8 protein-coding genes, 7 tRNA genes and 2 pseudogenes are annotated in these 12760 nt (G+C 55.6%); 16 read left to right on the plus strand and 1 reads right to left on the minus strand.

Features of this window, described 5'->3' with window-relative positions:
- Positions 1 to 343 precede the first annotated feature (343 nt).
- From nagB to ENTHG_RS09815, 12 genes and pseudogenes are all read left to right on the plus strand, one after another.
- Positions 344 to 1145: pseudogene (nagB, locus tag ENTHG_RS09760) on the plus strand (glucosamine-6-phosphate deaminase).
- Positions 1146 to 1206: 61 nt separating this feature from the next.
- Positions 1207 to 2355, plus strand: a complete 1149-nt coding sequence (nagA, locus tag ENTHG_RS09765) for an N-acetylglucosamine-6-phosphate deacetylase (RefSeq protein WP_044178535.1) — start codon at positions 1207 to 1209, stop codon at positions 2353 to 2355.
- 9 nt (positions 2356 to 2364) lie between these two features.
- A complete protein-coding gene (gene nagC, locus ENTHG_RS09770; protein ID WP_044178538.1) occupies positions 2365 to 3585 on the plus strand; it encodes a DNA-binding transcriptional regulator NagC in 1221 nt (406 codons plus the stop codon).
- A 43-nt stretch (positions 3586 to 3628) separates the two neighbouring features.
- A complete protein-coding gene (locus ENTHG_RS09775; protein ID WP_044178540.1) occupies positions 3629 to 4381 on the plus strand; it encodes an HAD-IIA family hydrolase in 753 nt (250 codons plus the stop codon).
- 279 nt (positions 4382 to 4660) lie between these two features.
- Positions 4661 to 6325 (plus strand): asparagine synthase B, encoded by a 1665-nt coding sequence (gene asnB, locus ENTHG_RS09780; protein ID WP_044178542.1) that lies wholly within the window; start codon positions 4661 to 4663, stop codon positions 6323 to 6325.
- A 227-nt stretch (positions 6326 to 6552) separates the two neighbouring features.
- Positions 6553 to 6629 (plus strand) — tRNA-Met (locus ENTHG_RS09785).
- An 8-nt stretch (positions 6630 to 6637) separates the two neighbouring features.
- Positions 6638 to 6722, plus strand: a tRNA-Leu gene (locus ENTHG_RS09790).
- Positions 6723 to 6744: 22 nt separating this feature from the next.
- Positions 6745 to 6819 (plus strand) — tRNA-Gln (locus ENTHG_RS09795).
- 33 nt (positions 6820 to 6852) lie between these two features.
- Positions 6853 to 6927: transfer RNA gene (locus ENTHG_RS09800), tRNA-Gln, on the plus strand.
- Between the two features lie 16 nt (positions 6928 to 6943).
- Positions 6944 to 7020, plus strand: a tRNA-Met gene (locus ENTHG_RS09805).
- A gap of 47 nt (positions 7021 to 7067) precedes the next feature.
- Positions 7068 to 7142: transfer RNA gene (locus ENTHG_RS09810), tRNA-Gln, on the plus strand.
- A 33-nt stretch (positions 7143 to 7175) separates the two neighbouring features.
- Positions 7176 to 7250, plus strand: a tRNA-Gln gene (locus ENTHG_RS09815).
- Positions 7251 to 7341: 91 nt separating this feature from the next.
- Here the strand turns inward: ENTHG_RS09815 and ubiF are convergent.
- Positions 7342 to 8517 (minus strand): 3-demethoxyubiquinol 3-hydroxylase, encoded by a 1176-nt coding sequence (ubiF, locus tag ENTHG_RS09820; RefSeq protein ID WP_044178545.1) that lies wholly within the window; start codon positions 8515 to 8517, stop codon positions 7342 to 7344.
- A gap of 157 nt (positions 8518 to 8674) precedes the next feature.
- On the opposite strand from ubiF, the pseudogene miaB reads away from it, so the two are divergent.
- The 4 genes and pseudogenes from miaB to corC all read left to right on the plus strand — a co-directional run bounded on the left by miaB (position 8675) and on the right by corC (position 12757).
- Positions 8675 to 10098: pseudogene (gene miaB, locus ENTHG_RS09825) on the plus strand (tRNA (N6-isopentenyl adenosine(37)-C2)-methylthiotransferase MiaB).
- 161 nt (positions 10099 to 10259) lie between these two features.
- Complete coding sequence (locus ENTHG_RS09830) at positions 10260 to 11312, plus strand: PhoH family protein (RefSeq protein WP_044178548.1); 1053 nt, start codon at positions 10260 to 10262, stop codon at positions 11310 to 11312.
- Complete coding sequence (gene ybeY, locus ENTHG_RS09835; RefSeq protein WP_044178552.1) at positions 11309 to 11776, plus strand: rRNA maturation RNase YbeY; 468 nt, start codon at positions 11309 to 11311, stop codon at positions 11774 to 11776. Before ENTHG_RS09830 ends, ybeY begins: the two co-directional genes overlap by 4 nt.
- Before the next feature lie 102 nt (positions 11777 to 11878).
- Positions 11879 to 12757 carry a CNNM family magnesium/cobalt transport protein CorC gene (gene corC / locus ENTHG_RS09840; RefSeq protein ID WP_044178555.1) on the plus strand — a complete coding sequence of 293 codons (879 nt, stop codon included), beginning with the start codon at positions 11879 to 11881 and terminating at the stop codon, positions 12755 to 12757.
- The last annotated feature ends 3 nt before the right edge of the window (positions 12758 to 12760 follow it).

The following is a 12760-nucleotide window of genomic DNA, read 5'->3' on the forward strand; positions in this document are numbered from 1 at the left end:
GCAAGTAACCTAACAGATTCACGTTATTCCCCCTTTGAACCCGACAAGAGTTCGTAAAAACAATCTTTATTATTGTCCGACTAATTCTGAAAACACGGCCATTGAGCACTACGGTCTGAGTGTGTGAAAAATTAATTCGTCTCGCAAATTAAATGGCTATCTTTTGTGATTTTAATCACCAAATATCGTTATTCACCCTCCTTCAGTCTGGCTAAGCAGCAAAACTTATTTTATCATTCAAAAAATCATGACGGATTGCCCCCATCGGTAGCGAAACTGAGTTACGCTTAACAGAGTCCAGGCGCGCTATCCGCCAGCTTTCTAACCAACTTTGAGGTGAACAATGAGACTGATTCCCCTGGCAACTGCTGAACAAGTCGGCAAATGGGCCGCCCGCCATATCGTTAATCGTATTAACGCTTTCAAACCGACCGCGGATCGCCCCTTTGTACTGGGTTTGCCAACAGGGGGAACGCCCCTGACCGCCTACAAAGCCCTTGTTGAAATGCATAAAGCGGGCCAGGTGAGTTTTCAGCATGTGGTCACTTTCAATATGGACGAATATGTTGGCCTGCCGAAGGATCACCCGGAAAGCTATCACAGCTTCATGCACCGCAACTTTTTTGATCATGTTGATATTCCGGCAGAAAATATTAACCTGCTGGATGGGAACGCACCGGATATTGACGCAGAATGCCGTCGATACGAAGAGAAAATCCGCGCTTACGGTAAAATTCATCTGTTTATGGGCGGCGTAGGTAATGACGGCCATATCGCCTTCAACGAACCTGCCTCTTCGCTGGCTTCCCGCACCCGTATTAAAACGCTGACCCATGACACCCGTGTGGCCAACTCCCGTTTCTTTGACGGCGATGTCAGCCTGGTGCCGAAATATGCCCTGACCGTGGGCGTGGGTACGCTGCTGGATGCCGAAGAGGTGATGATTCTGGTGCTGGGCAACCAGAAAGCGCTGGCGCTGCAGGCGGCCGTCGAAGGCAACGTTAACCATATGTGGACCATCAGCTGCCTGCAGCTGCACCCGAAAGCGGTTATGGTATGCGACGAGCCGTCCACGATGGAGCTCAAAGTAAAAAACGCTGAAATATTTCAACGAATTAGAAGCAGAAAATATCAAAGGTCTGTAATTGTGTTTCCGTTTCGCGGCGCGGCTGCGGAACGGTACCGTTTTGTTAACCGGGGGTCGTTATGTACGCATTAACCCATTGCCGGATTTTCACCGGCCATGAAATTCTGGATGACCACGCGCTTGTTGTCGCGGATGGCCTGATTAAACAGATCTGCCTGCAGGCGGAGCTGCCGCCCGACATCGAACAGCGTTCTCTGAATGGCGCAAGGCTCGCTCCCGGTTTTATTGACGTGCAGCTCAACGGCTGCGGCGGCGTACAGTTCAACGATACCGCCGAGGCGGTCAGCGTGCAGACGCTGGAAATCATGCAGCGCGCTAATGAAAAATCAGGCTGCACCAGCTACCTGCCTACGCTTATTACCAGCAGCGACGATCTGATGAAGCAGGGTATTGCGGTGATGCGCGAGTACCTTACAGGGCATCCCAACCAGGCGCTGGGGCTGCATCTCGAAGGGCCGTGGCTCAATATCATTAAGAAGGGTACCCACAACCCGAACTATGTGCGCAAGCCTGATGCCGCGCTGGTCGATTATCTCTGCGCGAACGCCGATGTCATTACCAAAGTCACCCTGGCGCCGGAAATCGCAGGCCAGGAGGTTATCCGCAAGCTGGCTGACGCGGGCATCGTTGTCTCCGCCGGGCACTCGAACGCCACGCTGAAAGAGGCAAAAGCGGGTTTCCGCGCCGGTATTTCTTTCGCCACCCACCTTTATAACGCCATGCCTTATATTACCGGCCGTGAACCAGGCCTCGCCGGGGCGGTACTGGACGACGACAGCGTTTACTGCGGGATTATTGCAGACGGGCTGCATGTCGATTACGTTAATATTCGTAATGCGAAGCGTCTGAAAGGCGATAAACTCTGCCTGGTCACCGATGCGACGGCACCGGCAGGCGCTAACATTGACCAGTTCATTTTTGCTGGTAAAACAATATACTACCGCAATGGACTGTGCGTGGATGAGAACGGTACGCTGAGCGGCTCCGCCCTGACGATGATTGAAGGGGTGCGTAATCTGGTTGAGCACGTAGGTATCGCGCTGGATGAAGCGTTGCGCATGGCCACCCTTTACCCCGCGCGGGCGGTTGGCGTCGCGCACCGGCTCGGCAGTATTGCTCCGGGTAAAGTGGCGAACCTTACCGCCTTCACGCACGATTATAAAATAATCAAGACCATCGTTAATGGTAACGAGGTCGTCACTGAGTAAGTAAACGGTATGACATCAGGCGGACAAGCTCAAATTGGTAACGTTGACCTCGTTAAACAACTTAACAGCGCGGCAGTTTACCGCCTGATTGACCAGCTTGGCCCTATCTCGCGCATTCAGATTGCCGAACAGAGCCAGCTTGCGCCAGCCAGCGTGACGAAAATCACCCGTCAGCTTATTGAGCGCGGCCTGATCAAAGAAGTGGATCAGCAGGCCTCCACCGGGGGCCGCCGAGCTATCTCGATTATCACCGAAACCCGCAATTTCCAGGCTATTGGCGTGCGCCTTGGGCGCTCCGATACCACCCTCACCCTTTACGACCTGAGCAGCAAAGTGCTGGCGGAAGAGCACTACCCGCTGCCTGAGCGCACGCAGGAGACGCTGGAGCACGCGCTGCTCAACACCATCAGCACATTTATTGACGCCTGCCAGCGCAAAATCCGCGAGCTTATCGCTATTTCGGTGATTCTTCCTGGCCTTGTCGATCCGGAAAGCGGCGTGATTCGCTATATGCCGCATATTCAGGTGGAGAACTGGGGGCTGGTGGATGCGCTGCAAAAACGCTTTAAGCTCACCTGCTTTGTCGGCCACGATATTCGCAGCCTTGCCCTCGCAGAGCACTATTTTGGGGCAAGTCAGGATTGCGAAGACTCCATTCTGGTGCGCGTTCATCGCGGCACCGGGGCGGGCATCATCTCCAACGGCCGAATCTTCATTGGTCGCAACGGCAACGTCGGGGAGCTCGGCCATATTCAGGTCGAACCGTTAGGCGAACGCTGCCACTGCGGTAACTTCGGCTGCCTGGAGACCATCGCCGCCAATGCGGCGATTGAAAATCGCGTGCGGCACCTGCTGGAACAGGGCTATCAGAGCCGCGTTACGCTGGAAGATTGCTCCATTAAAACCATCTGTAAAGCGGCGAATAAAGGCGATGCGCTGGCCTGCGAGGTCATAGAATATGTCGGCCGCCATCTGGGTAAAACTATCGCTATCGCCATCAACCTCTTTAATCCGCAAAAAGTGGTAATCGCTGGCGAAATCGTTGAGGCTGAAAAAGTGCTGCTTCCTGCTATTGAAGGCTGCATTAATACCCAGTCGCTTAAGGCGTTTCGTAAAAACCTGCCGGTTGTCCGCTCGACGCTGGATCATCGCTCGGCTATCGGGGCGTTCGCGCTTGTCAAACGCGCAATGCTTAACGGTATGCTGCTACAGCGCTTGCTGGAAAACTGACAGGGTTTATAGTTATTGCTTCTCTTTTTTAGCCGGGTAGTCCATGACCATTCAGAACATCATTTGCGATATTGACGGCGTGCTGATGCACGATAACGTTGCCGTGCCGGGCGCGGCGGAATTTATAACCCGCATCCTGGAAAAAGGGATGCCGCTGGTACTGCTGACTAACTATCCCTCCCAGACAGGCCAGGACCTGGCAAACCGTTTTGCCTCCGCAGGCATCGACGCCCCCGCCAGCGTCTTTTACACCTCGGCAATGGCCACCGCCGACTTCCTTAAACGTCAGGAAGGGAAAAAAGCCTATGTGGTTGGCGAAGGCGCGCTGATCCACGAACTGTATAAAGCCGGTTTCACCATTACTGACATCAACCCGGATTTTGTTATCGTCGGGGAGACGCGCTCCTATAACTGGGAGATGATGCATAAAGCCGCGTTCTTCGTGGCCAACGGCGCGCGCTTTATCGCCACTAACCCGGATACCCACGGCCGCGGTTTTTATCCTGCCTGCGGCGCGCTGTGCGCCGGGATTGAAAAGATCTCTGGCCGCCGCCCCTTTTACGTCGGCAAACCCAGCCCGTGGATTATTCGCGCGGCGCTGAATACTATGCAGGCTCACTCTGAGCATACGGTGATTGTCGGCGACAACTTACGCACCGATATTCTGGCTGGCTTCCAGGCCGGGCTGGAGACCGTGCTGGTACTTTCCGGCGTGTCGACCATCGACGATATTGACGATATGCCTTTTCGCCCGTCATGGATTTACCCCTCCGTCGCCGAAATCGATATTTTTTAACTCCGCCACGTCCCAGGACGTGGTTTTTCATTTCTGGGGGCCGCAAACGGACCCGCCATCAATGAAATCCGCCAAAAATTGATAATTCCTCAATCTCACCGTCTATTTCATGCGCTTTTTTCAACATTCAGCAATCGTCATTGCGCTTTTTTCGCCTGAGGCGGTAAAACGCTTGCGCGGCTTACGCCTTTGCGGCATTTTTTACAGCAAGCAATAAGACAACGCGATGACGCGACGTCTGCCACCTTAATCTGCACTGCCTGAGTAACGGAGAAGTCTATGTGTTCTATTTTTGGCGTACTGGATATTAAAACCGACGCGGTTGAACTGCGTAAAAAAGCGCTGGAGTTATCCCGCCTGATGCGTCACCGCGGTCCGGACTGGTCCGGCGTTTACGCAAGCGACAAAGCGATTCTGGCTCACGAACGCCTGTCGATTGTTGACGTTAACGCTGGCGCACAGCCGCTTTATAACGCCCAAAAAACACATGCTCTGGCCGTTAACGGTGAAATCTACAACCATCAGGCGCTACGCGCGGAATATGCCGACCGCTATCAGTTTCAGACCGGCTCTGACTGCGAAGTGATCCTCGCTCTGTACCAGGAGAAAGGCCCGGAGTTCCTGGATGAGCTGCAAGGCATGTTCGCTTTCGTGCTGTATGACAGCGAAAAAGACGCGTATCTGATTGGCCGCGACCACATCGGCATTATCCCGCTGTATATGGGCCACGATGAGCACGGCAACTTCTATGTCGCGTCAGAGATGAAAGCGCTGGTGCCGGTCTGCCGCACCATTAAAGAGTTCCCGGCGGGCAGCTACCTGTGGAGCCAGGACGGCGAGATTCGCCCCTACTACCAGCGCGACTGGTTTGAGTACGATGCGGTAAAAGACAACGTGACCGATAAAGCTGAACTGCGCCAGGCGCTGGAAGAGGCGGTGAAAAGCCACCTGATGTCCGACGTGCCCTACGGCGTACTGCTCTCCGGCGGCCTGGATTCTTCCATTATTTCCGCTATTACCAAGAAATTCGCCGCCCGCCGCGTCGAAGATCAGGAGCGTTCCGAAGCCTGGTGGCCGCAGCTGCACTCTTTCGCCGTTGGTCTGGAAGGGTCGCCGGATCTGAAAGCCGCCCAGGAAGTGGCGAACCACCTGGGCACCGTGCACCATGAAATCCATTTCACCGTGCAGGAAGGGCTGGATGCGATCCGCGATGTGATTTACCACATCGAAACCTACGATGTGACTACCATTCGCGCCTCGACGCCGATGTATTTGATGTCGCGCAAAATCAAGGCGATGGGCATTAAGATGGTGCTCTCGGGCGAAGGGTCTGACGAAGTGTTCGGCGGCTATCTGTACTTCCATAAAGCGCCGAATGCCAAAGAGCTGCATGAAGAAACGGTGCGTAAACTGCAGGCGCTGCATATGTTTGACTGCGCCCGCGCCAACAAAGCAATGTCCGCCTGGGGCGTGGAAGCCCGCGTGCCCTTCCTCGACAAGAAGTTCCTGGATGTGGCGATGCGCATCAACCCGCAGGATAAAATGTGCGGCAACGGCAAAATGGAGAAGCACATTCTGCGCGAATGTTTTGAATCCTACCTGCCGGCAAGCGTTGCATGGCGTCAGAAAGAGCAGTTCTCCGACGGCGTCGGCTACAGCTGGATCGACACCCTGAAAGAGGTAGCGGCGCAGCAGGTTTCCGACCAGCAGCTGGAAACCGCCAGCTTCCGCTTCCCGTACAACACGCCATCGTCAAAAGAGGCTTATCTGTACCGCGAGATCTTTGAAGAGCTGTTCCCGCTGCCCAGCGCGGCAGAGTGCGTACCGGGCGGCCCGTCCGTCGCCTGCTCCTCTGCGAAAGCCATTGAGTGGGATGAGGCCTTCAAAACCATGAACGATCCATCAGGCCGTGCCGTGGGCGTTCACCAGTCGGCGTATAAATAAGCCCGTGTAAAAGCGACAGGCCCTGCGGGGCCTGTTTTTATTTCTGCCTGAGATTTACCCCACAAAAGCGATAAATAACCAATAATTGCCGAATATTGCGCCAGGCTGTTCGCAACCTAACCAAACAGTCAGTTTGCACTTATTTTCGATGAAAAAGGAGTTGACGCTGCAAGGGTCTATACGCATAATGCGCCCCGCAACGCCGATAAGGTAACGCGAAAAAAGAGGGCTACGTAGCTCAGTTGGTTAGAGCACATCACTCATAATGATGGGGTCACAGGTTCGAATCCCGTCGTAGCCACCATCTTTTTTGCGGGAGTGGCGAAATTGGTAGACGCACCAGATTTAGGTTCTGGCGCCGCAAGGTGTGCGAGTTCAAGTCTCGCCTCCCGCACCATTCCCAGTAAGCGTTGCACGGATGGGGTATCGCCAAGCGGTAAGGCACCGGTTTTTGATACCGGCATTCCCTGGTTCGAATCCAGGTACCCCAGCCATATTTTCTTCGGGTAAGCGGTTCTCCGCGGTATTGGGGTATCGCCAAGCGGTAAGGCACCGGTTTTTGATACCGGCATTCCCTGGTTCGAATCCAGGTACCCCAGCCATCGAAGAGCGCAGTCTGGCTACGTAGCTCAGTTGGTTAGAGCACATCACTCATAATGATGGGGTCACAGGTTCGAATCCCGTCGTAGCCACCATATTTAGAGGCTAACGTTACTGACGTTGCCTGAGTAAAAAAATTTGTTGGGGTATCGCCAAGCGGTAAGGCACCGGATTCTGATTCCGGCATTCCGAGGTTCGAATCCTCGTACCCCAGCCAACTCACAGTCGTTCGCCCAGGCGAGCAGACTATTGGGGTATCGCCAAGCGGTAAGGCACCGGATTCTGATTCCGGCATTCCGAGGTTCGAATCCTCGTACCCCAGCCACTTAAAGTAAAAAGCTCGCTTCGGCGGGCTTTTTGCTTTTCTGCCCTTTGGAGGGGTGCATCAGGCCTGCGCTACAGCAGACCTGACTTCGCTACAGCCCTAACGCATAGCGCAGCGCCTGGCGCTTAAGTACACCCGCACGGTCGGCCGCCATCAGGCCGATGTTACGCAGCACGCGCACCGGGCCAAGCGTGTTGCTGAACCCCGCATGGAACAGATCCATCCCGCTCTGCATAATGTAGTTATCGGCCATCCGCCGCGTCTGATAACGCCGCAGCACCGGCAGGCTGGCCCAGGCTTCGCCACGCTGGCGCGCGCGGCTGAGCACATCCAGCAGGCACTCTACATCACGATAGCCCAGGTTGACCCCCTGCCCCGCCAGCGGGTGAATGGTATGCGCCGCGTCCCCCACCAGCGCCAGCCCTGGCCGCACATACTGCAGCGCATGACGGCGGGTTAAAGGAAACGCCCCGGCCGCGACAGGCATCACTCGCCCAAGCCGGGCGGGGAAATGTTTTGCTATTTCCTGCTGGAGCTGCACCATATTCAGGCTCTGCAGCTGGCGGATACGGGCCGGCGCGTCATACCAGACCAGCGAGGCCCAGTAGCCAAAGAGCGGCAAAAAAGCGTGCGGGCCGCTCGGCGTAAAGTGCTGCCAGGTGCTCTCGCCTGGGGCATTTTCGCACTCTACGGTAATCAGCATGCAGGATTGCTGGTACTGCCAGGCGTGCACGCCAATGCCCGCGCACTGGCGCACCCGTGAATTAGCGCCGTCAGCGCCAATAACCAGAGTGGCGGTCAGGGTGTCACCGTTATCAAAGGTGAGTTCATGGCTGTCGTTATGCGCATGCAGCGTGCTCAGCGCCGCGGGTACACTTAGCGTAATTTGCGGATGACGCTCCATCGCCTCCCACAGCGCGCGCTGCAGCACATTGTTTTCCACCATATAGCCAAGCGACGCCAGCCCCAGCTCCCTGGCCTCAAACATCACGTGGGCGTTTTCCCACTCCCAGGTCTCCAGCCGCTGCCAGGGGTGACAGCGCATTGCGAGCACGCTGTCCCACACGCCCAGCCGGTTGAGCAAGGCGACCGACGCCGCGCTGATCGCCGAGATGCGCACATCCGGCTGCGCCGTTGGGTCAAAGGCGGGCGGCGCGTGCTGTTCGATAACCGTGACGTGAAAACCCTGCTGCGCCAGACCCAGCGCCAGCGCCCCGCCGACCATACCGCCGCCGACAATAGCGACCTCAGTGGTTTGATTTTTCATGGGCCATTATCCTTAAAGGTGAATCCCTTAAGTTTACCGGATTTTTCATTTCTTGAGGGCTGACGACGTCCTTTAATCGCCATACTGGTCAGGGCGCAACCAAAGCATTACAATACGCGCCCTGCATTGCGCCATTAAACAAAGCATGAGCAAGTCGATGACGAAAAAACTCCATATTAAAACCTGGGGCTGTCAGATGAACGAGTACGATTCATCAAAGATGGCCGATCTTCTGGATGCCACACACGGGTATCAACTTACCGACGTGGCGGAGGAGGCGGACGTCCTGCTGCTGAATACCTGCTCAATCCGCGAGAAGGCTCAGGAAAAAGTATTCCATCAGTTAGGTCGCTGGAGATTACTCAAAGAAAAAATCCGGACCTGATTATTGGCGTTGGCGGCTGCGTGGCTTCTCAGGAAGGGGACCATATTCGTCAGCGCGCCCACTACGTGGACATTATTTTTGGCCCGCAGACGCTGCACCGCCTGCCGGAAATGATCAACTCCGTACGCGGCAACCGCAGCCCGGTGGTGGACATTAGCTTCCCGGAGATCGAGAAATTCGATCGTCTGCCGGAGCCGCGCGCCGAAGGCCCGACCGCCTTTGTCTCCATCATGGAAGGCTGTAATAAATACTGCACCTATTGCGTGGTGCCGTACACCCGTGGCGAAGAGGTCAGCCGTCCGTGCGACGATATTCTCTTCGAGATAGCCCAACTGGCGGCGCAGGGCGTGCGTGAAGTTAACCTGCTTGGGCAGAACGTGAACGCCTGGCGTGGCGAAAACTATGACGGCAGCACCGGTTCGTTTGCTGACCTGCTGCGTCTGGTGGCGGCGATTGACGGTATCGATCGCATCCGCTTTACCACCAGCCACCCGATCGAATTTACCGACGACATCGTGGAGGTTTATCGCGATACGCCGGAGCTGGTGAGCTTCCTCCACCTGCCGGTGCAGAGCGGCTCTGACCGGGTGCTGAACCTGATGGGACGCACCCATACCGCGCTGGAATATAAAGCCATTATTCGTAAGCTGCGTGAGGCCCGCCCGGACATTCAGATCAGCTCTGATTTTATCGTCGGCTTCCCCGGTGAAACGACCGATGATTTCGAGCGCACGATGAAGCTTATCGCCGACGTTAATTTCGACATGAGCTATAGCTTCATCTTCTCCGCCCGTCCGGGAACGCCTGCGGCCGATATGGTTGACGACGTGCCGGAAGAAGAGAAGAAGCAGCGTCTCTACATCCTGCAGGAGCGTATTAACCAGCAGGCGATGGCCTGGAGCCGCCGCATGCTCGGCACCACCCAGCGTATTCTGGTTGAAGGCACCTCTCGTAAGAGCATTATGGAGCTCTCCGGGCGCACCGAGAATAACCGCGTGGTGAACTTCGAAGGCACCCCGGATATGATTGGCAAGTTCGTTGATGTAGAAATTGTCGATGTGTTCCCGAACTCCCTGCGCGGTAAAGTGGTCCGTACCGAAGAGGAGATGGGGCTGCGGGTGGTGGAAACGCCGGCCTCCGTTATTGCCCGCACCCGTAAAGAAAATGAGTTAGGCGTCGGGATGTATCAGCCCTAATCCATTCAGGCCTGCCTTTCCGGCAGGCCTTGTATTTCCCCTCCCCACCCCCATATTTGCTGCAATGCTTGCGCCTTTTCCGCGTGGCGTGAATAATTTCATCAAGACGACTCCCGTCTGCAGGCCGGATACCCGGCGACATCCAAATTAAGAGGAACAGTTTGAACATAGACACTCGTGAACTAACGCTTGAGCCAGCAGACAACGCTCGCCTGCTGAGCCTGTGCGGTCCGTTTGATGACAACATCAAACAGCTGGAGCGGCGGCTGGGCATCGAAATTAACCGTCGCGATAACCATTTCAAACTCACCGGACGCACAATTTGCGTCAACGCTGCCGCAGATATTCTGCTCAGCCTGTATGTCGATACGGCCCCCATGCGCGGGCAAATTCAGGATATTGAACCGGAACAGATCCATCTGGCCATTAAAGAAGCGCGGGTACTTGAGCAGACCGCCGAGAGCGTGCCGGAATATGGCAAAGCGGTGAATATCAAGACCAAACGCGGCGTGATTAAACCGCGCACGCCGAACCAGGCGCAGTACATCGCCCATATTCTCGACCACGACATCACCTTCGGCGTCGGCCCGGCCGGTACCGGGAAGACCTATCTGGCGGTCGCCGCAGCGGTAGACGCTCTGGAGCGCCAGGAGATCCGGCGTATTCTGCTGACGCGCCCGGCGGTGGAAGCGGGGGAGAAACTGGGCTTTCTGCCCGGCGACTTAAGCCAGAAGGTAGACCCGTATCTGCGCCCGCTGTACGACGCGCTGTTCGAAATGCTGGGCTTTGAGAAAGTCGAGAAGCTGATTGAGCGTAACGTAATTGAAGTCGCGCCGCTGGCCTATATGCGCGGCCGTACCCTGAACGACGCCTTTATCATTCTTGATGAGAGCCAGAACACCACCATCGAGCAGATGAAGATGTTCCTGACCCGTATCGGCTTCAACTCGAAAGCGGTGATTACCGGCGATATCACCCAGATTGACCTGCCGCGCAACACCAAATCGGGTCTGCGTCACGCCATCGAAGTGCTGGCGAACGTGGAGGAGATCAGCTTTAACTTCTTCCATAGCGAAGACGTGGTGCGCCATCCGGTTGTCGCCCGTATCGTCAATGCTTACGAGGCGTGGGAAGAGGCGGACCAGAAACGCCGTGCGGAACAGGCCGCCGAGCGTAAACGTGAAGCGCAGGCGCACGAGCAGGAGCAGAAATGAGCCAGGTGATCCTCGATTTGCAGCTGGCCTGCGAAGACACGTCCGGTCTGCCGGAAGAGGCGCAGTTCCAGCGCTGGCTTGATGCGGTCATTCCGCAGTTTCAGGAAGAGGCCGAGGTGACCATTCGTCTGGTAGACGAGGCGGAAAGCCACGAGTTAAACCTGACCTATCGTGGGAAAGATAAGCCGACCAACGTGCTCTCTTTCCCCTTTGAAGCCCCGCCAGGCATCGAAATGCCGCTGCTGGGCGATTTGATCATCTGCCGTCAGGTGGTCGAACAGGAGGCGCAGGAACAGGGCAAACCGCTGGAGGCGCACTGGGCGCATATGGTGGTGCACGGTAGCCTGCATCTGCTGGGTTACGACCACATTGAAGATGACGAAGCGGAAGAGATGGAAGGCCTCGAAACAGAGATAATGCTTGCTCTGGCCTATGAGGATCCGTACATTTCCGAGAAGGAATAGTCCGTGCGGCGGCCTCCCGCCGCGCTGACACCCTATGCTGCCATGCGCTGAGTTTGCGCGTTATGGCGACACTATCACCAATATGAGAACCCAAACGACGCCATGAGCGACGACAATTCACACAGTAGTGACACAGTAAATAGCAAAAAGGGATTCTTCTCCCTTTTACTTAGCCAGCTTTTTCACGGCGAACCTAAAAACCGTGACGATTTACTGGCGCTGATCCGTGATTCCGGACAGAACGAGCTTATCGACCAGGATACCCGCGAAATGCTCGAAGGGGTTATGGACATCGCCGACCAGCGCGTCCGCGATATCATGATTCCCCGCTCGCAGATGATTACCCTGAAACGCAACCAGACGCTGGACGAGTGCCTCGACGTCATTATCGAGTCCGCCCACTCGCGTTTCCCGGTTATCAGCGAAGACAAGGATCACATTGAAGGGATTCTGATGGCTAAGGATCTGCTGCCGTTTATGCGCAGCGACGCCGACGCTTTCAGCATGGAAAAAGTGTTACGCCAGGCCGTGGTGGTTCCTGAAAGCAAGCGCGTTGACCGCATGCTCAAGGAGTTTCGCTCTCAGCGTTACCATATGGCTATCGTGATTGACGAGTTCGGCGGCGTTTCCGGCCTTGTAACCATTGAAGATATTCTTGAGCTTATCGTCGGCGAAATCGAAGACGAATACGATGACGAAGAGGATATCGATTTCCGTCAGCTCAGCCGCCATACGTGGACCGTGCGCGCCCTTGCGCCTATCGAAGATTTTAACGAAACCTTTGGTACCCACTTTAGCGATGAAGAGGTCGACACCATCGGCGGTCTGGTGATGCAGGCGTTCGGGCATCTTCCGGCGCGCGGCGAATCCATTGAGATCGATGGCTATCAGTTCAAAGTGGCGATGGCCGACAGTCGACGTATTATTCAGGTTCATGTCAGAATGCCGGACGATTCCCCCGCCCCAAAACTGGACGAGTAACAT

Origin of the sequence: Phytobacter massiliensis JC163, assembly GCF_000321045.1 — a bacterium.
GTDB classification, from domain to species: domain Bacteria; phylum Pseudomonadota; class Gammaproteobacteria; order Enterobacterales; family Enterobacteriaceae; genus Phytobacter_A; species Phytobacter_A massiliensis.